At 72.3% G+C, this 21,399-nt stretch carries 28 protein-coding genes; 14 read left to right on the forward strand and 14 right to left on the reverse strand.

Features of this window, described 5'->3' with window-relative positions:
• Positions 1-67: 67 nt before the first annotated feature.
• Entirely contained in the window at positions 68-1,081 is a 1,014-nt protein-coding gene (locus O7613_RS28165; RefSeq protein ID WP_281585316.1) for an NADPH:quinone reductase, read from the reverse strand.
• Between the two features lie 190 nt (positions 1,082-1,271).
• Here O7613_RS28165 and O7613_RS28170 point away from each other — a divergent pair, with 190 nt between their 5' ends.
• Positions 1,272-1,997: a DUF981 domain-containing protein gene (locus O7613_RS28170; protein WP_281585315.1), complete on the forward strand. Its 726-nt coding sequence runs from the start codon at positions 1,272-1,274 to the stop codon at positions 1,995-1,997.
• A gap of 10 nt (positions 1,998-2,007) precedes the next feature.
• On the opposite strand, the gene O7613_RS28175 is transcribed toward O7613_RS28170, so the two are convergent.
• The 4 genes from O7613_RS28175 to O7613_RS28190 form a co-directional block, all read right to left on the reverse strand.
• Positions 2,008-2,664, reverse strand: coding sequence for an HAD family phosphatase (locus O7613_RS28175; protein WP_282294636.1), 657 nt, complete (start codon positions 2,662-2,664; stop codon positions 2,008-2,010).
• 32 nt (positions 2,665-2,696) lie between these two features.
• A complete protein-coding gene (locus O7613_RS28180) occupies positions 2,697-3,545 on the reverse strand; it encodes a hypothetical protein (protein ID WP_282294637.1) in 849 nt (282 codons plus the stop codon).
• A 137-nt stretch (positions 3,546-3,682) separates the two neighbouring features.
• Positions 3,683-4,351 carry an FKBP-type peptidyl-prolyl cis-trans isomerase gene (locus O7613_RS28185; RefSeq protein ID WP_281585314.1) on the reverse strand — a complete coding sequence of 223 codons (669 nt, stop codon included), beginning with the start codon at positions 4,349-4,351 and terminating at the stop codon, positions 3,683-3,685.
• Positions 4,352-4,689: 338 nt separating this feature from the next.
• On the reverse strand, positions 4,690-5,703 hold the full coding sequence (locus O7613_RS28190) for a Ku protein (protein WP_282290910.1): 1,014 nt from the start codon (positions 5,701-5,703) through the stop codon (positions 4,690-4,692).
• Between the two features lie 87 nt (positions 5,704-5,790).
• On the opposite strand from O7613_RS28190, the gene ligD (O7613_RS28195) reads away from it, so the two are divergent.
• Positions 5,791-6,729 carry a non-homologous end-joining DNA ligase gene (gene ligD / locus O7613_RS28195; RefSeq protein ID WP_282290912.1) on the forward strand — a complete coding sequence of 313 codons (939 nt, stop codon included), beginning with the start codon at positions 5,791-5,793 and terminating at the stop codon, positions 6,727-6,729.
• Positions 6,719-7,633, forward strand: coding sequence for a non-homologous end-joining DNA ligase (gene ligD / locus O7613_RS28200; protein WP_282290914.1), 915 nt, complete (start codon positions 6,719-6,721; stop codon positions 7,631-7,633). The genes ligD (O7613_RS28195) and ligD (O7613_RS28200) overlap by 11 nt, the downstream gene beginning before the upstream one ends.
• Here the strand turns inward: ligD (O7613_RS28200) and O7613_RS28205 are convergent.
• The 3 genes from O7613_RS28205 to O7613_RS28215 all read right to left on the reverse strand — a co-directional run bounded on the left by O7613_RS28205 (position 7,560) and on the right by O7613_RS28215 (position 8,755).
• Positions 7,560-8,123 (reverse strand): hypothetical protein, encoded by a 564-nt coding sequence (locus O7613_RS28205; RefSeq protein ID WP_282290916.1) that lies wholly within the window; start codon positions 8,121-8,123, stop codon positions 7,560-7,562. The two genes, ligD (O7613_RS28200) and O7613_RS28205, sit on opposite strands and share 74 nt — an antisense overlap.
• Entirely contained in the window at positions 8,087-8,251 is a 165-nt protein-coding gene (locus O7613_RS28210) for a hypothetical protein (RefSeq protein WP_281585308.1), read from the reverse strand. Before O7613_RS28210 ends, O7613_RS28205 begins: the two co-directional genes overlap by 37 nt.
• A 129-nt stretch (positions 8,252-8,380) precedes the next feature.
• Positions 8,381-8,755 (reverse strand): DUF4267 domain-containing protein, encoded by a 375-nt coding sequence (locus O7613_RS28215; protein WP_282290918.1) that lies wholly within the window; start codon positions 8,753-8,755, stop codon positions 8,381-8,383.
• Positions 8,756-8,843: 88 nt separating this feature from the next.
• Here O7613_RS28215 and O7613_RS28220 point away from each other — a divergent pair, with 88 nt between their 5' ends.
• Positions 8,844-9,422 (forward strand): TetR/AcrR family transcriptional regulator, encoded by a 579-nt coding sequence (locus O7613_RS28220; RefSeq protein ID WP_281585306.1) that lies wholly within the window; start codon positions 8,844-8,846, stop codon positions 9,420-9,422.
• A 29-nt stretch (positions 9,423-9,451) separates the two neighbouring features.
• Complete coding sequence (locus tag O7613_RS28225; RefSeq protein WP_282290920.1) at positions 9,452-10,168, forward strand: TIGR03089 family protein; 717 nt, start codon at positions 9,452-9,454, stop codon at positions 10,166-10,168.
• 261 nt (positions 10,169-10,429) lie between these two features.
• Here the strand turns inward: O7613_RS28225 and O7613_RS28230 are convergent, their stop codons facing one another.
• The gene (locus tag O7613_RS28230; protein WP_282290922.1) at positions 10,430-10,699 is read right to left on the reverse strand and encodes a hypothetical protein; all 270 of its coding nucleotides are present in this window, start codon (positions 10,697-10,699) and stop codon (positions 10,430-10,432) included.
• Positions 10,696-10,971 (reverse strand): DivIVA domain-containing protein, encoded by a 276-nt coding sequence (locus O7613_RS28235; protein WP_282290924.1) that lies wholly within the window; start codon positions 10,969-10,971, stop codon positions 10,696-10,698. The genes O7613_RS28230 and O7613_RS28235 overlap by 4 nt, the downstream gene beginning before the upstream one ends.
• Positions 10,972-11,237: 266 nt before the next feature.
• On the opposite strand from O7613_RS28235, the gene O7613_RS28240 reads away from it, so the two are divergent.
• The 5 genes from O7613_RS28240 (at position 11,238) to O7613_RS28260 (ending at position 13,138) form a co-directional block, all read left to right on the forward strand.
• Positions 11,238-11,447 (forward strand): winged helix-turn-helix domain-containing protein, encoded by a 210-nt coding sequence (locus O7613_RS28240; protein WP_282290926.1) that lies wholly within the window; start codon positions 11,238-11,240, stop codon positions 11,445-11,447.
• A 72-nt stretch (positions 11,448-11,519) separates the two neighbouring features.
• Complete coding sequence (locus O7613_RS28245) at positions 11,520-11,735, forward strand: toxin HicA (RefSeq protein ID WP_282290928.1); 216 nt, start codon at positions 11,520-11,522, stop codon at positions 11,733-11,735.
• Complete coding sequence (locus O7613_RS28250; protein WP_282290930.1) at positions 11,735-12,076, forward strand: type II toxin-antitoxin system HicB family antitoxin; 342 nt, start codon at positions 11,735-11,737, stop codon at positions 12,074-12,076. Before O7613_RS28245 ends, O7613_RS28250 begins: the two co-directional genes overlap by 1 nt.
• A 121-nt stretch (positions 12,077-12,197) precedes the next feature.
• Entirely contained in the window at positions 12,198-12,470 is a 273-nt protein-coding gene (locus tag O7613_RS28255) for a hypothetical protein (RefSeq protein ID WP_282290932.1), read from the forward strand.
• Positions 12,467-13,138 carry a zinc metalloprotease gene (locus tag O7613_RS28260; RefSeq protein WP_282290934.1) on the forward strand — a complete coding sequence of 224 codons (672 nt, stop codon included), beginning with the start codon at positions 12,467-12,469 and terminating at the stop codon, positions 13,136-13,138. The genes O7613_RS28255 and O7613_RS28260 overlap by 4 nt, the downstream gene beginning before the upstream one ends.
• 58 nt (positions 13,139-13,196) lie before the next feature.
• Here O7613_RS28260 and O7613_RS28265 read toward each other — a convergent pair whose 3' ends face one another.
• The gene (locus O7613_RS28265) at positions 13,197-13,490 is read right to left on the reverse strand and encodes a hypothetical protein (RefSeq protein ID WP_281585300.1); all 294 of its coding nucleotides are present in this window, start codon (positions 13,488-13,490) and stop codon (positions 13,197-13,199) included.
• Positions 13,491-13,568: 78 nt separating this feature from the next.
• On the reverse strand, positions 13,569-15,248 hold the full coding sequence (locus O7613_RS28270; protein WP_282290935.1) for a DNA repair helicase XPB: 1,680 nt from the start codon (positions 15,246-15,248) through the stop codon (positions 13,569-13,571).
• Between the two features lie 172 nt (positions 15,249-15,420).
• Between O7613_RS28270 and O7613_RS28275 the strand changes: the two genes are divergently transcribed.
• Both O7613_RS28275 and O7613_RS28280 read left to right on the forward strand, forming a co-directional pair.
• Complete coding sequence (locus O7613_RS28275) at positions 15,421-16,296, forward strand: L,D-transpeptidase family protein (RefSeq protein ID WP_282290936.1); 876 nt, start codon at positions 15,421-15,423, stop codon at positions 16,294-16,296.
• A gap of 136 nt (positions 16,297-16,432) precedes the next feature.
• Entirely contained in the window at positions 16,433-16,666 is a 234-nt protein-coding gene (locus O7613_RS28280) for a hypothetical protein (RefSeq protein WP_281585297.1), read from the forward strand.
• Positions 16,667-16,669: 3 nt separating this feature from the next.
• Here O7613_RS28280 and O7613_RS28285 read toward each other — a convergent pair whose 3' ends face one another.
• Positions 16,670-19,132 carry a helicase-associated domain-containing protein gene (locus O7613_RS28285; RefSeq protein WP_282290938.1) on the reverse strand — a complete coding sequence of 821 codons (2,463 nt, stop codon included), beginning with the start codon at positions 19,130-19,132 and terminating at the stop codon, positions 16,670-16,672.
• A gap of 37 nt (positions 19,133-19,169) precedes the next feature.
• On the opposite strand from O7613_RS28285, the gene O7613_RS28290 reads away from it, so the two are divergent.
• Both O7613_RS28290 and O7613_RS28295 read left to right on the forward strand, forming a co-directional pair.
• Positions 19,170-19,793, forward strand: coding sequence for an HAD hydrolase-like protein (locus O7613_RS28290; protein ID WP_281585295.1), 624 nt, complete (start codon positions 19,170-19,172; stop codon positions 19,791-19,793).
• Positions 19,794-19,821: 28 nt separating this feature from the next.
• Positions 19,822-20,208: a cold shock domain-containing protein gene (locus O7613_RS28295; protein WP_073826071.1), complete on the forward strand. Its 387-nt coding sequence runs from the start codon at positions 19,822-19,824 to the stop codon at positions 20,206-20,208.
• Here the strand turns inward: O7613_RS28295 and O7613_RS28300 are convergent.
• Entirely contained in the window at positions 20,169-20,999 is an 831-nt protein-coding gene (locus O7613_RS28300) for a 1,4-dihydroxy-6-naphthoate synthase (RefSeq protein WP_282290940.1), read from the reverse strand. The two genes, O7613_RS28295 and O7613_RS28300, sit on opposite strands and share 40 nt — an antisense overlap.
• Positions 21,000-21,399: the final 400 nt, after the last annotated feature.

The following is a 21,399-nucleotide window of genomic DNA, read 5'->3' on the forward strand; positions in this document are numbered from 1 at the left end:
CGCTCCGTCCATTCTTGCGAAACTTGTTCGCCTCTGTCCCGATGTCGGGGAAATCTGATCCGCGTTCCTACTCGTCCGCGGTGGTGACCAGCACCTTGCCCACCGCGCCGTCGCGTACCGCCTGCTGCGCCGCCGCGGTCTCCGCCAACGGGTGCCGGTGCAGCGGCAGGCCGGCCTCCTCGCCGACCCGGATCGCGCCCTGCTCCACCGCCGCCGCGATGTCGGTCACCGCCTGCGCCTTCGCCACCTTCGGCGCGGTGTAGACGAGCACGAACTGCCAGCGCGCGTTCGGACCCATGAGCGGCCGGATCGGCAGCGTCACCTCGTCGCCGCCGTCGTCGGCGTAGACGCAGACCGCGCCGCCGGGGCGCAGGATCCGTACGTCGGCGGCGGCGTTGCGGGCGGCGGACACCTCGACGATCGTGTGCACCCCGTCGGGCGCGACCTTGCGGACCTCCTCGACCACGTCCTGCTCGCGATAGTTGATCACGAAATCGGCCCCGGCCGCGGCGGCGAGCTGCGCCTTCTCCGGAGTGCTGACCGTGGTGATCACGCAGGCGTCGGCCCAGCGAGCGAGCTGGATCGCCGCGTTGCCGACCGCGCCCGCCCCGCCCTGCACCAGCACCACGTGGTCGCTCAACGCGCCGGCGTGCAACTTGTCCGGCACGAACTCGCCGGCGGTCAGGCAGCGGTGCGCGGTCATGAACGGGATGCCCAGCGCCGCGCCCAGGTCGAACGGGGCCGAGCCCAGCGACACCGCGTGCCGGACCGGGACCACCGTGTATTCGGCGGCCGTCCCCCAGGGACGCTGCCAGGCCGCCTCCCAGACCCAGACCCGCTCGCCGATCATGATCTGGTCGACGCCCTCGCCGACCGCCTCGACCACCCCGGCGCCGTCCTGGTGCGGGATCTGCCAGCCGGCCGGCAGCGGCCACGCCTGGCGGGCCTTCCAGTCGGTCGGGTTCACCCCGGACACGGCCATCCGCACCAGCACCTCGCCGGGACCCGGCTCCGGCACCGGTCGCTCCACCAACTGGAGCACCGAGGCGTCACCGCTGCGCTCGTACACGATCGCCTTCATCGCCGTCCCTCCGCCGTCGTCGCGTGCGCTACCCCCACCCTAAGGAGGGTCCCCGCTCGACGCTCCGGTAGCGGACGGGCCGCTTCGATTCGCGCAGCTCAGCCTGCCCGCGAGATGGCCGCCGGCGCGGTTTGAGCCGGCTGGGGCGGGGGACCCGCACCAGGCACGAACTCGCGAAAGGGTGACGACCGTGTTCGTTCTGGCGCAGGACGGCTTGAAGATCAATTGGGTGGAGATGCCCACCTACAACACGATCATGTCGGTCGCCGCCGGGGTCGGGCTGCTGCTGGTGGTGGCGCTGGGCCGTCAGTTGGTCGACGGCCGGGAGATCGCGCCGGAAGGCTGGTCGATGGCCTTCGCGGTGCTCGGCGCGCTGCTCACCGCCACGGGCCTGCACATGACCCTGACGTGGCCGCTGGCCAGCGGCGGGTTCGCCTTCGACAACATCATCTTCGGGGAGCCGGCGCTCGCCTTCGGCGTGCTGCTGCTCGGCTCGGCGCTCGTGCTGTGGCGACGCGCGCCACTCTTCACGACCACCGCCGACGGCGCCGTGGACCGACGACTCGAACTCATCCGGAAACTGGCCGCGCCGATCTCGCTGTTCGTCTTCGCGCTCGGACTCTGCTGCTTCGCCATCGCCGCGGCGGGCTGGGCGTTCACCCTCTTCGCCGCCCCGCCCGAGGAGCCGATCAGCGGGCAGTTCGCCGACTACCCGTGGATCGAGGCGACCTTCATCTCAGGGCTGTACGTCCTGGTCGGCATCGGCGCGGTGCTCTTTCCGTTCGCGCTGCGCCAGATGCGCCGGCCGCTGCTCGTCGTGACCGGCGTCGCCTGGACCCTGGCCGGCCTGGCGTTCATGCTGTTCGGCGCGTTGAACTACTTCACCCACATCGGCCTGATCGTGCACACCCAGTAGGCCACCCGCCTCAGCCCAACAACCCCTCGACCACCTCGGGGGTGAGCGCGCCGATCGAGGGAAGCGACACCGCGGTGAGAGCCGCGGCGTCCGGATCCAGCGGGTACGACACGTGCGGCACCGCCACCACCCGGCACCCGGCAGCCGCCGCCGAACGCACCCCGTTCGACGAGTCCTCCACCGCCACGCACCGCGCCGGGTCGACACCCAGCCGCGCCGCCACCGCCAACCACACGTCCGGCGCCGGCTTGCCCTGGGCGGTCTCCTCGGTCGACAGCGTCGCGCCGAACGCCCCGGCCAGGCCCGTCGCATCCAGCGCCGCCGCGATCAGCCGGGTCGGCGAGGAACTGGCCAGCCCCAGCGGCCACCGCGCGGCCATGCGGCGCACCACCGCGTCGGCCCCGTCGATCAGTGGTACGCGCTGCGCGTACCGCCGGGTCATCTCGGCCACCACCTCGGCGGCGACCTGCTCGGCCGACCTGTCGACGCCCAGCTCGCCGCTCAGGTAGTCGGCCCACTCGCCGGTGCTCATGCCCATCAACCGGCGCTGTGTGTCGGGCTGCCAGGCGCCTCCGTGCGCGGCCACGTACGCCCGGCGGACCTCCTCCCAGACCGGTTCCGAGTCCACGATCACGCCGTCCAGGTCGAAGAGCACCGCGTCCACCATGCCGCCCATCCTGCCCCAGCCGGCGGCCCGGCTCACCCCGGCAGCGTGGCCCCGGCGGACCGCTGCGCCGGCAGGCCGATCGGGGCCAGCGGCGGGATGATCGTGCGACAGCGGGTCGCGATCGGTTCGAGCAGCTCCCGCAACCGCCCGGTACGCTCCGCGCCCAGCTCCCGCCACGGCCCCGAGGCGGCCCGGTCGGTGGCCTCCTCCACGGCCCGGAACGTGGCGGTGGCATGCGCGGTCGCACCCCGGTCGGCGGTCAGCCAACCCTTGTCGACAAGCCGCTCCTCGGCGGCGGACCACTCCTCGTCGGTCCAGCCCCGGGCCGGCTGGTGGAACTCGCGCGACTGGTCGACCCGGCACCGCCAGGCCACCACCTCGACCGGGTCCAGGCCGGTGCCGACAAGCGCCGCGACATGCCCGTCGCCCCGGTGCTCGCGTAGCGTGGCGGCGGCCTGCCAGAGCCGGGCCAACGGGTATTCGCCGCGCGGCAGGGCGGCGTTGACCGCGCCGAGCACCCGCCCGGCGGTGTCCACCCGGTCGGCCGCCTCCTCCAGCAGACCGGCGGCCTCGGCCAGGTGCGCCTCGGGCAGCTCGTAGGTGAACTCGGCGAGCGCCTGCACCGCCCCGGTGAGCCGGGCCCGCAGCGCCTCCTCCGGCGAAGCCAGCTGCCACACCGACGGCAGCGCCCGGGCCACCATCGGCGGCGCGAAGCTGAAGAACGCGGCCGTCACCGTCGGCGCGTCGACCGGCCCGAGCGGCGCGGCCCGGCCGGCGAAGTAGCCACGCCAGTAGCCGCGCAGCCCGACCGCCTCGAACGCGGCCCGGGCCCGAGGATGGAAGTAGGTCACCGCGTGGACCGGCTCGAAGAGCGTCCACATCTGCCGAGCCGTTCCGTTGTCGTCCAGCGCCGCCACGTGCACCTCCGCGTGGGTGAACAGGTCACCGTGGGCGGTGGACCGCCCACGGTGACACGAACCTACTGCCGCTTGGTGACCGGGCGGAAGCCTGGAGTGATCTACTGCGCAGCCAGCACGTCGACGACGAAGCGCAGCGGCCCGGCCGGACGGCCGCCCTCGGCATTGTCGCCGTACGCCAGATCGGCCGGGAGGTCCAGCTGCACCCGGCTGCCCACCGGCACACCGACCAGGCCCTGGTCCCAGCCCTTGATGACCTGACCGACGCCGATCGGGAAGGTGGCCGGCTGGCCGTTGTCCCAGGACGCGTCGAACTGCTTGCCGTCCTTGTAGAAGACACCCACGTAGTTCGTGGTGATCGTCTGCCCGGCCTTCACCGGCGCGCCCTTGCCCTTGACCAGCGTGGTGACCTTCAGCTTGGTCAGCTCGCCCGAGCCGGCCTTGACGGTCGGCTTGGTCTTCAGCGCCGGGTCGATGTCGGCGGGCAGTTCCGGGGCGGGCGGCGCGGTGGGCTCGACCTGGTCGGTGGGAGCGCTCGGGCTCGCCGAGGAAGCGGTGGCCGGCTTGTCGTCGTCCCCGCTGTTCAACCAGACCAGGCCGCCGACCAGGGCCACCACGGCGAGCACACCGGCGGCGGCGCCAAGCATCGACTGCCGTCGCCGTCGCGCCTCGGCGGCCTTCTTCTCGGCCAGTTGGGCAGCCAGCCGCCGCCCTGCCTTGGTGGCCGGGGCGGCCTGCTCCTCCGACCGGTTCTCCACACGCTCGCTCACGTCGACTCCCTGCAGTGGGTGGGTGCGCGCACACGGTACCCGCCCACACCCCCACACCGAGTAAAGGCGGGGGCCCTTCTTAACGCATTTGGTATAGGCGGGGCCCCTTCTTAACAGCTCAACCCTCCTCGGGCCCGGCCATGAAACCGGTGACGAACCTCGCGATCCGGCCTGTCCGCGCCTACCCGCCCTCGGCGAAGGAGACCTCCTCGATCCGGTCGTAGCCCCAGCCCTCGACGGCGGCGAGGGCGCCACGCCGGCCGGGAAACTCGGCCGTGGGTGATAAGAGGGGGCCCCGCCTATACCGGAAGCGTTAAGCGGGGGCCCCTCCTTACACCTCAGGCGGTTTTTTTCTTCGCGGGGGCCTTCTTCGCCGACGGGGCCTTCTTTGCCGGCTCGGCCTTCTTCGCCGCGGTCTTCCTGGCCGGGGTCTTCTTCTCGGCGGTCTTCTTTGCCGGCGTCCTCTTCGCCGGCTCGGTCTTCTTGGCCGGGGTCTTCTTGGCGGCGGTCTTCTTCGCCGAGCGGGCCGACGAGATCGGGGTCGGCTCGGCGCCGCCGCCGGACGGCGCCTCGCCCCGGGCCGCCCGGGCCCGCTCGACCGACGCCTTCAGCGCGGCCATCAGGTCCACCGCGGCGGCCGGGGCGGCCTCTTCCTCCTCCGGCTGCACCACCTCGCGGCCCTCGACCTTCGCGTCGATGACCTCCTGCAACGCGGCCCGGTAGTCGTCGGTGAAGGCGTCCGGCTCGAACTCGCCGGCCATCGAGTCGATCAACGAGCTGGCCATCGCCAGCTCCGGCGGGCGTACCTTCAGGTCCTCGTCGAGGAAGCCGAAGTCGGGCTGGCGGATCTCGTCCGGCCAGAGCATGGTGTTGAGCAGCAGCACGCCCTCACGGACCCGTAGCGTGGCCAACTGCTCGCGCTGGCGCAGCGCCACCTTGACGATCGCGACCCGCTCCGAGTCGGTGAGCGCGTCGCGCAGCAGCACGTACGGCTTGGTGGCGGTGCCCTCCGGTTCGAGGAAGTAGGCCTTGTTGTAGAGGATCGGGTCGACCTGCTCGGCCGGCACGAACTCCAGCACGTCGATCGCGTGCGAGGTGCTCAGCGGCAGGTCGGCGAAGTCGGAGTCGGTCAGGATGACCATCTCGCCGCCGCCGATGTCGTATCCCTTGGCGATGTCGTCGTAGGTGACCTCCTCGCCGCAGACCGAGCAGGTGCGCTTGTACCGGATGCGACCGCCGTCCTCGCGGTGCACCTGATGGAACCGGATGTCCTTCTCCTCGGTGGCCGAGTAGACCTTCACCCCGATCGACACCAGGCCGAACGACACCGCTCCCTTCCAGATCGCCCGCATCCCCGTGCTCCTCTCCCCGGCTGAAGACCAGAATCGCAAACGATCGAACGAGGCGCACGCCCTTCGGCGTGCAACTACAGTCAGGAGGTGCCCGGCGCGCCGTTGAAGCCGATGCTCGCGATGACCGGGCAGCTCCCGGCCGGTGCCGCCTGGGCGTACGAGTTCAAGTGGGACGGGGTCCGCGCGCTCGCCGACATCTCCCACGGCGACCGGCACTTCTACGCCCGGTCCGGGGTCGAGATCACCACCGCGTACCCGGAACTGCTCAACCTCGCCGAGCAGGTCGACGACGCGCTGCTCGACGGCGAGGTGGTGCTCTTCACCGACGGGCAGCCGTCGTTCACCGCGCTTGCCGAGCGGATGCACGTGCGTAATGCGGCGAAGGCGGCTCGGCTCGCGGCGACCGTACCCGTCACGTACATGATCTTCGACCTGTTGCGGCTCGACGGCGTGGATCTGACCGCCCGGCCGTGGCGGGAGCGGCGGGCGGCGCTGGAGTCGCTCGGGTTGGGCGCCGCCCGGTGGGCGGTGCCGCCGGTCTTCACCGACGGCCCGGCCACCTACGCGGCGGCGGGCGAGCACGGGCTGGAGGGGGTGATGGCCAAGCGGGCCGACTCCGTCTACCGGCCCGGGGTGCGCTCGCCGGACTGGGTGAAGGTCAAGTTGGAGGTCACCGGCGACTTCGTGGTCGGCGGTTGGCGGCCCGGCGCGCGCCGGATCGGCGGGCTGCTCGTCGGCGTACCGGGGCCGGACGGGCGGCTGGTCTACCGGGGGCGGGTCGGCGGCGGGATCGGCGCGGCGATCGAGCGGGAGCTGCTACGCGAGTTGGAACCGCTGCGTGCCACCGGCTCGCCGTTCGCCGCCGGAGTGCCGCGCGAGGATGCGCGGGGCGCGATCTGGGTATCACCCCGGGTCGTGGTGGAGGTCAAGTACGGCCAGCGCACCCCGGACGGCCGGCTGCGCTTTCCGCGGGTCCTGCGCCTGCGCCCGGACAAGCCGCCCGAGGAGGTCGACGATGCCGACTGACCGGTTCAGGGTCGACGTCGAGGGGCGCGCGCTGGAGCTTTCGAACCTGGACAAGGTGCTCTTCCCGAAGGCGGGTTTCACCAAGGGCGAGGTGGTCGACTACTACACCCGGATCGCCCCGGTGCTGCTGCCACACCTGTGCGACCGCGCGCTCACCCGGATCCGCTTTCCCAACGGCGTCGAGGGCGGCTCGTTCTTCGAGAAGAACGCACCCGCCGCGACCCCCGGTTGGGTACGCACGGAGAACCTGCCCGCCCCCGGGTCGAGCAAGGGGCGGGAGACCATCGACTACGTGGTCTGCGACGAGTTGCCCACCCTGGTCTGGTTGGCGAACCTGGCCGCGTTGGAGCTGCACACGCCGCAGTGGAAGATCGGCGCGCACCCGGACGTGATGGTGGTCGACCTGGACCCGGGGGCCCCGGCCGCGTTGAAGCAGTGCTGCCAGGTGGCGTTGCTGATGCGTGACCGGCTGGCCGCTGACGGCATCGACGCCTACCCGAAGACGTCCGGGAAGAAGGGAATGCAACTCTGCTGCCCGATCGCCGGCACGCAGGACGCGGAGGTCGTCTCCGGTTACGCCCGGGGCGTCGCCCGGGAGTTGGAGCAGGCGCACCCGAAGCTGGTCGTGTCGAAGATGGCGAAGAACCTGCGCCCCGGCAAGATCTTCATCGACTGGAGTCAGAACAACGCGGCGAAGACGACTGTGGCGCCGTACTCGCTGCGCGCCCAGCCGGTGCCGGCCGTGTCCACGCCGTTGACCTGGGACGAGGTGGAGGCCGGCGCGGCCGGGAAGCGGCCGTCGACCCGCCCCTACACCGCCGCCGAGGTGCTCACGCGGGTGGCGAAGCAGGGTGACCTGCTGGCTCCGCTGCTCGACGGCGGTCCCGAGCTGCCCGCCCGCTGATCCGCCACCACGCGCCGCCCACCAGGAGCAGCACGATCACGCTGATCGCCACGTCACCCGTCAGGTCCGCGGCCGGGCTCGACGGGGAGTAGGTCGGCACGTCGTACGCGGAGACGGCCGCGGCGAGCACGCTCGCCGAGCCGGCGGCGAGCACGTGCAGTTGTCCCCAGCCGGGCCGCCGGGACCAGCGCGTGAGCAGGACGGCGGTGACTGCGGCGAGGGCGAGCGCGACCCCGATCCCCGGCCAGCCCGACAGGGTGCTTGCCCCGGCGTACGCGACCGCGACCAGCAGCCCCGCCCACACCGGCCGGGGCGCGGTCGCGGCGCCGGTGTCGACGTGGCCACGGCGGCGCAGCAGGGCGGCGGCGATCAGGGCCAGCGCCACCCCGGCGGCGAACACGAGCTGGACCGGCGAGGCCTGAAAACCCTTGCGGCCTCCGTCGTCGGCGAAGATCAGCAGGCTGCCGCCGAGCCAGAGCAGCGCGGCCACGGCCAGCCCCGGGCGGCCCAGCCAGGGCCGCGACCGGCGACCCGCACCGAGGTACGACTCGACCAGGGCGCGAGCAGCAGCAGCGCGATCGCCGGGAGGAGCCGGCGGCGCAGGGGTTCGGTCGTCATGCCCGCACCGTGCCGTAGCCGCCCGGCTCGCCGATACGGCCATCGGCCGCCCGGGTCCGCGACCAAAGTCGACGTTCGCGGACCCGGGGGCGCTCTCTTCGGTGGCCGACGCCGCTGGGCGGCCGGCGTCTAGAGGGCGAACAGCAGGGCGGTGTCGAGGAGCATGACCACGGCGGTGGCGAAGTGGATGCCGAAGGCGGTGGCGCGGGTGCCGCCGTGCCGGAGCACGATGACGGTGTCGGCGAGCGGGGCCAGCGTGACGACGAGCATGAACCAGGCGACCGCTTCGGCGTTGGTGAAGGCGATCAGGGCGAGGCCGACCAGGCCGTAGGTGAGGTCGCGCACGCCCTTGATCGTGAGGTAGGCGGGGTCGCCTCCGCCCTCCGTCGCCGGGACGCCGTAGCCGGCGGCGGAGGCCCGGGGCGCCACGAGGAAACGCGCGCCGATGAAGACGATGAACAGGTTGAGGACGATGGCGAGCCCGTAGGCGAGGGAGCTGAGCATGACCGACTCCAAAAGCTAGCGCTGCTAGATGTGAAGGCGACGCTAGCAGAGCATCGGCAGTCTGGCTAGCGGTGCTAGAGTCTCGGTCATGTCGATTCAGGCGCGCCGGGAGCGGGAGCGGGCGGAACGCGAGCGGGCGATCGTCGCCACGGCCCGCGAGCTGGCCGAGTCGGAGGGCTGGGACGCGGTCACCACCCGCCGGCTCGCCGCCGAGATCGAATACAGCCAGCCCGTCCTCTACAGCCACTTCAAGGGCAAGGACGCCATCATGGCGGCGGTCGCCGTGGAAGGCTTCGGGGACCTCGCCGACGACCTCACCGCCGTCCGGACCGCCGCGACCGACCCGCGCCGCGCGGTGGCCGACGTCGCCCGGGCGTACGTCGCGTTCGCCGAGCGCCGGCCCGCCCTCTACGACGCGATGTTCACCCTCGCCGTCGAGTTGCCCTTCGCCACCCAGGACGTCCCGGTCGACCTGGCCCGGGGCTTCGCCCAACTGGCCGAGACCCTGCGCCCGTTCGCCGGGGACAACGACCTGGGGACATTCACCGAGACGTTCTGGAGTGGATTGCACGGCCTGATCACGCTGATGCGCAACGGGCGGCTCCGGCGGGCCGACCACGAGCGACGCCTGGCTCTCCTGGTGGACCGATTCGCCCGGCTAGGGTGAGGCGACCCCGCCAGGGAGGAGCACGTCCGATGACAGCGCCCGCGCCCACCCCCGTCACCACCGACGAGCCGTTGCTCAGCTACCTCGACGACGCCACCGGCGAGCGCGCCGAGCTGACCGCGTCGGAGCTGGGCGCCTGGACGGCCCGCAGCGCCGGGTTGCTGCGCGACGGCTGCGGGCTACGCCCCGGCGACCGGGTGGCGGTGCTGCTGCCGCCGCACTGGCGCGCCGCGGCGGTGCTGCTCGGGGCCTGGTCGGTCGGGCTCACGGTCTCCTTCCGGCCCCGGGCGCTGGCCGGGCTGCCGGTGCTGGAGCCGGGCGCGGACCGGCCCTACGACGCGGTGTTCGTGACCCCGGAACGCCTCGACGACTGGCTGGAGGACGTACCCGAGGGGACGCACCGCTACCTGGTCGGCAGCGGCCCCGGCGCGCTCGACGCGGTGCCGGCGGGCTGGCTGGACTGGTCGGCCGAGGTGTCGCGGCACCCCGCCGACCCGCCGGACTACACCGCCGTCGACCCGGCCGACCCGGCCACCCCGGACGGCACCAGCTTCGGCACGTGGCGGCGACTGGCCGCGGAGATCGCCGGGCAACTCGACCTGCGCGCCGGTGACCGCCTGCTCGTCGACCCGGCCGAGCACGAGCAGCCGTTGAAGTGGCTGCTCGCGCCGCTATCCGCCGGCGCCCGGATCCTCATCCACGCCAACCCCGCGCATCCGTCGCCGCCGCACACGCACCGCCTCTGACGACGGGCATCTCGGGCCGCACCTCGACGCTTGCGCTCCCCAGGTCGACGTCGAGGAGCAGAGCGATGGCTTCGCGGGCCATCCCCTCGACCTGGTCGAGACGTCGTGCCTGGGAGAACACGCCGGTGACCTCGGGGACGGTGATCGCCCACCAGCCGCCCGAGCGCACGCAAGTGGCGGTGTACCTCATCTGCGCCTCCCTCACCTCGGCCCGAGGTTGGTATGCGGTCGGGTGCCTAGAAACTTGATGGCGCGGATGGATCAGCGTCGTCGGAGCCAGGGCGCGCGTCGGGCGCACGCCGAGACGTGGTCCACCGGCAGCGCACACCGCCCACCGCCGTCCGGCAGCGGCCGATCGCAGAAGACCCAATGGCGTACGCACTGCGCGTCCTCCGCCGACACGGTCACCCCGCCCGGCTCGACCCGGGCGCTGAGCTGGGCCAGCACCCGGGCGGCGGTACGCGCGAAGATGCGCGCCCGATGCAGGTCCGGCGCGGCCACCGGCAGGTGGATCACCCAACGCTCGGTCATCGGTAGCGGTGCAGCGCCGACTGGGCGCCCTGCCAGGCGCGGAGCGCGTTCTTGACGCGTACGTTCTCCTCCCGCAACGCGACCACGGTGGCCTGCGCGACGGCCAGTTCGTCGGCGACGCGGTGCAGGAAGGCGCGGGTCTCGACCGGGTCGAGCCCGCGCCGGCGCACGGTGAAGCAGCGTTCCCGCACCTGCGCGGGACGGAGCGGAGAGCGGTACGGCGGTGGGGGTTCGTCGGGCCGGCGGGTCGGCCGGCGGAACAGGTTGCGCACGAGGTGACCGCCCTTCGAGAGGGTCGCGGATGCGTGGGGTCCCGACGGCGATGCGAGACCGGTACGAGAGGCGCCAACCGACCGCAACAGCACCGCATCACTGAGAGCGACGGTATTGCTACCGAGTCACCTATGTCAAGCACGTCTCCGAGTTATCTACCCACCTATGTCACCCGTGCTACATGCGTTGCCTCTGTCGAGCGTCTTGATCGATACTGGCCGGGCCAACCGACTGCAAGGGGCCCGACGTGCCTATCCCGCCCACCATGGATGAGCTGCTCGCTGACCTGTCAAAGAAGATCAAGGACGGCACCTATCCGCCGGGTTCTCAGCTTCCCTCCGGACGAAAGCTCGCGGACGACTATGACGTGTCGCAGTCCACGATCAGCCGGGCCGTCGCGCGGCTGCGGGAGCGGGGCGTGCTGGTGGGCCGCCCGGGCCGAGGCGTATTCGTCGCCGAGTCCAGTCGAAGCTGATCTGAAGGCATCAAAGTGGTACTGCATGCGGTACCATGGTGCGTGCCCTCCATAGCAAGGCTCATCGAAGCGATGCGGAAGAGCCCACAGAACATCGCGTACAACGATCTCTACCGGGTCTGCGAGCATCACTTCGGGAAGCCGCGACAGGCCGGCACCTCGCATGCCGTGTTCAAGATGCCGTGGGCCGGCGATCCACGGGTCAACATCCAGGACGACAATGGCAAGGCCAAGGCCTACCAGGTACGGCAGGTGCTCAAGGCGATCGACAAGAAGGAGGCCATGTGATGTCCGAGTCCCGTCCTGAGATCTCGCACTACACCTACCGCGTCACGTGGTCGGCCGAGGATCATGAGTTCGTCGCCACCTGCGCCGAGTTTCCGTCCCTCTCGTGGTTGGCTGCCAGTCAGTTCGAGGCCCTGCAAGGGCTCCAGGAGTTGCTACGTGAGGTGATCGCCGACATGGCGGAGCAGGGCGAACAGATCCCGGAGCCGCTGTCGGATCGCACCTACTCCGGCAAGTTCAATCTCCGGGTCGGCGAGAGCCTGCACCGTGAGCTGGCCATCCACGCCGCCGAGGAAGGCATGAGCCTCAACCAGTACGTGCTCAGGAAGCTGAGCGCCGCCTGACCACGCCCGAGGGTGTCGCGGACGCCGCTGGCGTGGTCTTATGTCGGGACGACGACGTCATCGACCCGCAGCTTTGACAACCCCGCGTCGTGTTCCTTTCAGCCTCTCGAAAGGTGCAACGATGCACAGGAAACCGACAATCCACCTGGCCGTGCTCGCCGCTGCCGCCGCCACGTTCCTCACCGCCGGAGGCGCGCCCGCCACGGCGTCCGCCGCCCCAACGGCGACCTGCCAGTCCGGCGCGGAGACGCCAAGCGCCGCCCGGGTCAGTGCGGGCGCCACCGCCCAGGAGCCGGCGCTCTACTCGAAGAACGAGGCAAACGCGTACGGCGTGATCAAGACGTCCCGCGCCTGGCCGACGGCAGCGTCACCGTGCCGACGGTCTTCCACATGATCTCCGACCACACGCTCGGCGCGGCCGAGAAGGCCCGGTGGAACACGCTGATCGCGGCGCAGATGACCGTGCTCAACGACTCGTACGCGGGCCGGACCGCCGCCGACGCCTCCGACACGCCCTTCCGCTTCTCGCTCGTCGACACCACGTGGACCGTGAACAGCGCCTGGTACACGGTGGAGCCGGGCAAGAACGAGCGGGACATGAAGAAGGCGCTCTACACCGGCGACTCCCGCACGCTCAACGTCTACGCGGCGAACATCGGCGGCGGGCTGCTCGGCTGGGCGTACTTCCCGAAGGGCTACAACAACGGCCGTGACTACATCGACGGTGTGGTGATGCTCGACGAGTCGATGCCCGGCGGCACGGCCGGCAAGTACGCGCTCGGCGACACGCTCACCCACGAGGTGGGGCACTGGCTGATGCTGGAACACACCTTCGCGCACGGCTGCTCCGCGTCCGGCGACTTCGTCGCCGACACGCCGCGTGAGGCGGCGCCGCAGTTCAACTGCCCGATCGGCGCGGATACCTGCACCGCGCCGGGGCTGGACCCGATCCACAACTTCATGGACTACACGCAGGACTCCTGCATGAACATGTTCACCCCCGGCCAGGCCGACCGGATGAGCGACGCCTGGGTGGCGTTCCGCGCCGGCGGCCAGGGCTGACCGACGACGGAGGGGACGGCCGCATCAGACCGTGGCCGTCCCCTCCGCCTGCGGAGACTCAGCAGGTGGTGTTGCCCAGCGGCACCCAGCCGTCGATCGACGGGTACTCGGCGCCGTGGCCGTACACCCAGGCGTCGTTGTCCTCGGCCCAGCCCCCGTGGGCGCGGAACCCGCGCCCGGCGGTCAGGGTGCGCAGCACGCCGCCGTGCGGTTGGTCCCGCAGCCAGGTGTTCTGCGTGAGGTTGCAGACGAAGCCGGGCGCGTCGCTCGCCGAGGCCGGCGTGGGCGCCACGGCCGCGCCGGCAAGGCCGACGGTGGCGAGCGTCAGTGCGGACAGGATGCGGCGTTTCACTCGGGCCCCTTCCGGTGTTCCAGTGACGGTGCCCGATTCTGCCACTGTGGACGGACGCCGGGAACACCGGAAGCCGGGCTACTCGACCGTCGGCAGCGGCGGGCCGAGGACGTCGTCGGCGTCCACGATGGTGTACGCGTACCCCTGCTCGGCGAGGAAGCGCTGCCGGTGCGCGGCGTACTCGGTGTCGATGGTGTCCCGGGAGACCACGGTGTAGAAGTGCGCCTGCCGGCCGTCGGCCTTCGGGCGGAGCACCCGGCCCAGCCGCTGCGCCTCCTCCTGCCGCGACCCGAACGTGCCGGACACCTGGATCGCCACCGCCGCCTCCGGCAGGTCGATGGAGAAGTTGCCCACCTTTGAGATCACCAGGGTTCGCAACGAGCCGGCCCGGAACGCGTCGAACAACCGCTCGCGTTCCTTGTTCGTGGTGGAACCCTGCACGATCGGCGCGTCCAGATATTCGCCGAGCTGGTGCAACTGGTCCAGGAAGCCGCCGATGACGAGCACCTGCTCGGACGGGTGCCGCTCCACCAGGGCCCGCACCACGGGCAGCTTCGTGCGGGCGCTCGCGGCCATCCGGTAGCGCTCCTCCGCCTCCGCCGTCGCGTACGCCAGCCGCTCCGCGTCGGTGAGCGTCACCCGTACCTCGGTGCACTCCGCCGGGGCGATCCAGCCCTGCTGCTCGATGTCCTTCCACGGCGCGTCGTACCGCTTCGGGCCGATCAGGCTGAACACGTCGCCCTCCCGGCCGTCCTCGCGTACCAACGTCGCGGTGAGGCCGAGCCGGCGGCGGGCCTGGAGGTCCGCGGTGAAGCGGAAGATCGGCGCGGGCAGCAGGTGCACCTCGTCGTAGACGACCAGGCCCCAGTCGCGGGCGCCGAACAGGTCCAGGTGGGTGAACGCGCCGCCGCGTCGCGAGGTGAGCACCTGGTACGTGGCGATGGTGACCGGGCGGATCTCCTTGCGCTCGCCCGAGTATTCGCCGATCTCCTCCTCGGTCAGCGACGTGCGGGCGATCAGCTCCCGCTTCCACTGCCGGCCGGCCACCGTGTTCGTCACCAGGATCAGCGTGGTCGCCTTCGCCTCGGCCATCGCCGCCGCGCCGACGAGCGTCTTGCCGGCGCCGCAGGGCAGCACCACCACGCCGGAGCCGCCGGCCCAGAACGCCTCCACCGCCTCGCGCTGGTACGAGCGCAGCGTCCACGCCCTGCCCCCGTCCTTGCCGGACTCGGCCAGCTCGATCGGGTGCGCCTCGCCGTCGACGTAGCCGGCCAGGTCCTCCGCCGGCCAGCCCAGCTTCAGCAGCGCCTGCTTGAGGCGGCCCCGCTCGGACGGGTGCACCGCGATGGTGTCGTCGTCGAGCTTCGTGCCGAGCATGCCGGCGAGCTTCTTGCTCTTCGCCACCTCGATCAGCACCACCCGGTCCAGGGCGCGTAGCACCAGCCCGTGCGCCGGGTCGTTGGCGAGCTGGAGCCGGCCGTACCGGTCCATCGTCTCGGCCACGTCGACGAGCAGCCCGTGCGGCACCGGATAACGCGAATACTTGATCAGGGTGTCGACCACGCCCTCCGCGTCGTGGCCGGCGGCCCGCGCGTTCCACAGGCCCAGCGGCGTCAGCCGATAGGTGTGCACGTGCTCGGGCGAGCGTTCCAGCTCCGCGAAGGGCGCGATGGCCATCCGGCAGGACTGCGCGTCCGGGTGGTCGATCTCCAGCAGCAGCGTCTTGTCCGACTGCACGATCAGTGGTCCACCGCTCACGCCGCGTCTCCTCGCATCGCCCGGGATCCGTGCCCGCACCGCGGCTGACCTGCCGAAGGCGGACCATCAAGTGTTGCACGCCCGGCGAGGTCGGAAAAAATTCTCGCTGGACAGGCAACGTCATACTCACCCCACACGTCTAGAAAGCGGGACAACTGTCCAGGGAGGGCCCATGCAGCGTGTCCGGTTTCTCGCCCGGGTCGTCGGCCTGGCAGTGGTCGTGCTGGTCGGCGTCGGCGCGTGTGCGCTCGATCCGCAGGCGGAGGGCGCCGGGGGCACCACCCCCGCGCCGGTCGGGCTGACGGAGGGAGCATCGGGGGCGAGCGCGCCGCCCACGCCCGAGCGGTCGGCGACGTCCCCGTCGGCGCAGCCGAGCCGGACGGCCACGCCGAAACCCACCCGGTCACCGACCGCGACCAGGAAGCCGAAGCCGAAGGCCACCCCGAGCCGGCCCGCCGGGTGCCCGCAGGGGGAGCACCAGAAGGCCGTGGAGAGCTACCTGAGTCGGCTGGGCGGTTTCGGGACGCTGAGCGTGGACGGCACGCAGTCCGCCGCCGACTGCGCCGCGATCAAGAAATTCCAGAGCCGGTACGGCATCAGCCCCGCCTCCGGGCGCGCCGGCCCCACCACGTACGACGTGGCGAAGCGGCTGGCGGGCACCGACGTGTCGCGCTGCCGGGCCGGTTCCCGGCTCACCTTCTGCGTCGACCTGACCCGGCAGACCGTGTGGGCGATGCGCGGCGGCAAGGTGGTGCTGGGCCCGACCGTCACCCGCACCGGCATGTCCGGGTACGCCACGCCGGCCGGCACCTACTCGGTGGCCGGGCGGAACCTGCGCGAGTGGTCCAACCCGTACGAGGTGTGGCTGCCCTACTGGCAGCGGTTCAACGGCGGGATCGGCTTCCACGAGACCACCACCTACCTGCACAACGGCGCGATCGGCTCGCACGGCTGCGTCAACCTGCTGCACCGCGACGCGGTACGCCTCTGGGAGCTGGGCTCGATCGGCACCCGCGTGGTGGTGATCGGTCACCGTCCCGGCACCTGAGCCGCCCCGAAACCGCAGCCGGCCCCGCCCTACCCGTGACCGGACCACCCGGATCAGGGTTTTAACCCCTGTCCGCGCGGTCCGGTCGGTGTCACTGTGGAAGCCGGGTCCACCACGGGGCGGGGAGGGACTGGCCATGACCGTCGATCAGGACGTGCTTCCCGAGGACGAGCGGACGCAGCAGGAGGTCTCCACAGCGGCGATGGTCGGTTACGCGGTCGCCGCCGTGGGCGTGTTCGGGTGGTTCCTGTTCGGGCTGCTCGTGCAGCGGCAGGGCTTCGTCGACTCGGTCGGCGAGTCGGCCGGTGCGGCGTTCGCGCTGCTGCTGGCCGTCTCGGTGATCGGCACGCTGCGGCGCAACGGCGAATAGGGGTCACTCCTCCAGCACGGCGGCGGTGATCCGGTGCAGCGCGAACGTGTGCAGCATCTCGGTGCGGTCGTCCTCGGCGCGCAGATAGCCGGCGCCGATCGACACCGGCCGGACCAGCCGGGACGCGGTCGCCCCGTGCGCGTCGACGTAACCCACCCAGACCAGCGCCTTGTCCCGTACCGCCTGCTGGAGCACGGCAAGCGCGTCGCCGTGCCCGTGCGCCGGCGTCGGGCCGGTGGTCGCCGCGCCACGGACCACCGCCGGCGCCCGCCGCGCCACCCGGGCCGCCATGTCGCCCCGGCGGATCTGCTCCACCACGCCGAGCAGGCGGGGCATCGGCAGCTTCGGCGTGGCCAGCGGGTCCACCGCGCGGCCGGTGACCGGGCTGCGGCCCGGCGCCCGCCGGGTCTTCGGCCGGGCCAGCACCGTCGCGCCGCTGGCGTCCTCGGGCACCGGCGCGTACCCGGCGTCGCGCAGGGCCAGCAGCATCCGGTTGACCTGGTACGGGGTGACAAGCACCGTCGGGGCCAGCCGGCGGAACGCCAGCGACTCCAGTCGACGGTCCGCCTGCACCTCGGTGAGCAGTGCCTCGTCGTCGCTGCGCACGTACCCACCGGCGGAGCCGACCCGCAGCCCGCCGTGCTTGCGGGCCACGTCGTCGACCAGGTAGGTCAGCCCCTGCGGGACCGGGGTACGGGACCGGCGGCGGAACAGCGCGTGCAGGTCGTCGGCGGTGTAGCCGGCGTCCAGGGCCCGCCGGATGCTCGCCGTGGTGACCCGGTGCACGCTGGCCCCGCCCGCCGACTCGTGCTCGGCCACCACGTCCAGTTCGGCGGCGAGCGCCGGGTCGGGCGGGCCGGGCACCACCACGCTCAGGTCGGCCTGCACGAGCACGTGGTCGACCGGGGCGGGCAGCAGCCCGTCGAGCGCGCGTACCGCCGTCGACGGGTCACCCGACTCGGCGTCGGAGCGCAACCCCAGCGGGTCGTCGCCCCGCTCGTCGGCGTCGGTCAGCTCGGCCAGCAGCAGCCGCCCGTACGTGGTGAGCGCGCCCAGCCCGGTCACCCCGAGCCGGGCCGCCTCGGCCAGCACCTCGCGGTGGGCGGTCTCCCGCCCCCGGGCCCGGCGGGGCGCCCGCCAGTCGAGCAGCTCCAGCACCTCGTCCGGGGTCGGCGCAGTGGCCAGCGGCAGGTCGGCCAGCACGGCGAGCACGGCGCGTCGGGCGGCCGGCGCGCCGGCGCGTTCCGCCTCCGGGGAGAGCACCGAGATCGGGCGGTCCCGGTCGTCCCGCTGGCCGACCAGGCCCACCTGGCGGGTCATCGCCAGCCAGGCCCGGGTGAGTTGCTCCCAGCGCTGGGCGAGCGACGCCGCGCGCCACACCTCGTAGCCCCCGGTGGGCAGGATCTGCTGGTCACCGCCGTACCGGGTGGTGGCCGACCCGGTCAGTTCCAGCTCGCCGGTCAGCCCCGCCGCATACGCCACCTCGAAGATCAGCGCGGTGGTCGGCTCGTCCAGCCCGAGGCCGCGGGCGAGCCGGCGCAGGTCGCGTACCCCGACGCCGCCGGAGCGCAGCACCGGGGCCGGTTCGGCGACAAGCGCCTCCAGCAGCGCCTCGGTGTGCCGGACCACCTCCATGGTCTGCCCGGCGCCGGCCGAGTCCACGGCCTTGACCTCCCGGGGCGGGCCGGAGACCTCGGGCGGCCCGGTGCGCAGCGGGCCGAGCGGACCGGCGTCGCGGCGCAGCACCAGGCCCACCTCGCGGGGCAGCTCGACGGTGCCGTTGGGGCCGCCGGACATCCGCACCAGCAGCCGGTGCTCGACCAGCCAGCGGATCGGTGAGCCGGTGGGCGCGCCGCCGTTGACCAGGTCGGGCGGGAGCACGTCCTGGTCGCCGGTGGCGGGGGCCTCCAGCGCGCCCGGAGCCACGGTGCCGACCGGTGGGCCGGCGGCGAGCCGGTCCAGGACCGCCCGGGCCGAGGGCGGCGCGGCGAGCAGCGTCCGCCGCAGCTTCGCCGGGTCCGCGCACAGGGCCGCCGCGCGCGGGTCCAGCTCCGCCGCCGGCCGGCCCAGCCCCGCCGGGTACGGGGAGACCTCGTCGACGCCGCCCACCACGTGCAGGTCGTGTTCGGGGCCGTAGAGCAGGAACCGCGCCCGGAGCCGGTCCACCGCGGCGCGGATGGCGGTCGGGGCGGGCGGGTGTGGCCCGGCGGTGGCCATGGCCAGGATCTCGTCGGTGGAGGTGTTGCCCTCGGGGCCCTGGGTGAGCCGGGCGGCGTCGAGGATCTGGAGGCTGAACTGGTCCAGCCCGTCGAGCGCCCGGGCCACGGAGACCCGGGACTGGGCGCGCAGGGCGAGAGCGGACACATCGGCCGGCACCGGCACGACGAGGTCCGGCCGCAGCTGGAGCAGGGCGGCCAGGGACTCGTCGGGGAGGGCCCGCAGGTGGTCGGCGAGTGAGGTGGTCATCGTCGTACCACGCTAGCCCGCTGGGTAGGTTCTCGGCATGCCTCCGCTGATGGTCGGCTTCGACCTTGACATGACCCTGGTGGACTCCCGCCCCGGCATCGCCGCCGCCTACCGGGCGTTGACCGAGCGCACGGGCGTGCCGGTGGACGCGGATCTGGCCGTGTCCCGGCTGGGCCCGCCGCTGCGTACCGAGCTGGCACACTGGTTCCCGCCGGAGCGGATCGAGGAGGCGGTGACGCTCTACCGGGAGCTCTATCCCGCGTACGCGATCACTCCGACGACGCCGATGCCGGGCGCGGAGGCCGCGCTCCGGGCGGTGCACGCGCGCGGCGGACGGGTGATGGTGGTGACCTCCAAGATCGGGCGGCTGGCGAAGCTGCACCTGGACCACCTCGGGCTGCCGGTCGACGAGTTGGTCGGGGACCTGTTCGCCGAGCAGAAGGCGACCGCGCTGCGGGAGCACGGCGCGACGCTCTACGTGGGTGACCACGTGGCCGACATGGCCGCGGCGCGGGCGGCCGGAATCCCGGGCGTGGGAGTGGCGACCGGCCCCTGCCCGGTGGACGAGTTGAGTGCGGCCGGCGCATACCTGGTGCTGGATGATCTTGTCGAATTCCCGCAGGCGGTCGACCGGATCATCGGGCTAGCCTTGGAGGGGTAGACGGTTCGAGTGGAGCGGGGTTCGACAGGTGCCGACGGGTCGAGTGAAGTGGTACGACGCGGCCAAGGGATACGGGTTCGTCACCAGTGACGAGGGTGGCGACGTGTTCCTGCCGAAGGGCGCGCTACCGGCGGGTGTCGCCGACCTGAAAGGTGGCCAGCGGGTCGATTTCAGCGTGGTGGACAGCCGTCGTGGCGCCCAGGCCATGGGGGTGAAGCTGCTGGAGGCGCCGCCGTCCGTGGCGGAGTTGCGCCGCCGGCCGGCGGAGGAGCTGCACGGCCTCGTCGAAGACATGATCAAGGTGTTGGAGGCGAAGGTCCAGCCGGACCTGCGCCGGGGTCGCTTCCCCGACCGCAAGGCCGCGCAGAAGATCGCTCAGTTGGTCCACGCGGTGGCGCGCGAGCTGGAGGTCTGAGGGACGAGCCCGGCGTCGGCGGCCCGGCCCAGCAGCGCCTCCACGGCGGCGAAGCCGGCCTCACCCAGGTCGGCGGTGAACTCGTTGACGTAGAGGCCGATGTGCCGGTCCACCACGTCGGGCTCCATCTCCTGCGCGTGTGCGAGCACGTACCCGCGGCTGGCCTCCGGGTCGGCCCAGGCCTGCCGGACCGACTCGCGGACCCACGCGGCGGCCTCGACCGGGTCGACCGCACCGCGGCGGGCCAGGATCGCGCCGAGCGGGATCGGCAGCCCAGTGTCGCTCTCCCACCACTCGCCCAGATCGACCAGGGCGGTCAGCCCGTGCCGCGGGTAGGTGAAGCGGGCCTCGTGGATCACCAGACCGGCGTCGTACCGGCCGGCAGCCACGCCCGGCATGATCTCGTGGAACGGCACCACCTCGATCCGCCTCGGCGTCTGCCCGGTAGCCCAGAGCCGGAACAGCAGGTACGCCGTGGTCCGCTCGCCGGGCACCGCCACGGTCGCGCCGGACAGGTCGGCCCGGTCGCCCCGGGTCAGCACCAGCGGGCCGCAGCCCCGGCCCAGCGCGCCCCCGCAGGGCAGCAGGTGGTAATCGCCGAGCAGCCAGGGCAGCGCCGCGTAACTGACCTTCACCAGATCGAACGCGCCACGCTCGGCGGCCGTGTTGGTGACGTCCACGTCCGCGTAGGTCACCTCGACCGGAGGTGCGCCGGGCACCCGCCCGTGCACCAGGGCGTCGAAGACGAACGTGTCATTGGGGCAGGGGGAGATCGCCAGGGAGAGCGCCACGCTCCCACCGTAGCTCCGTCCCTCTCCAGCGCCCGCCGCCCCGGCTCCGCGATGTGACCTGCGAGGCCGTGGGCTTACCGCGAATTGCCGGGTCAGCTCGGTCAGCTCGAAGTGGCGGGTTCAGCTCGAAGTGCCGGGTCCAGGGGTGTGCCGGGTCCAGGGAGTGTGCCGGGTCCAGGCCGTGCCGCTTTGACGGAGGCCGAGGAATTGTTCCCCGCGGTGAAGGTGCAGGGTGGACCAGACCCAGCTCAAGCAGCAGCTGGCGCGCGGCGAGGTGCGGTTTGGCTGCCTAGAAACTTGATGACGTAGATGAATCGGCCCCCGGACGGGCTTCGCCCCGCCGTCGGGGGACTCGACCGAATCCTCGCCAGGGTTGATTCATCCTGTTAGGGGTCGGTTG

The organism is Micromonospora sp. WMMD975, from assembly GCF_029581215.1.
Classification (GTDB): Bacteria; Actinomycetota; Actinomycetes; order Mycobacteriales; family Micromonosporaceae; genus Micromonospora.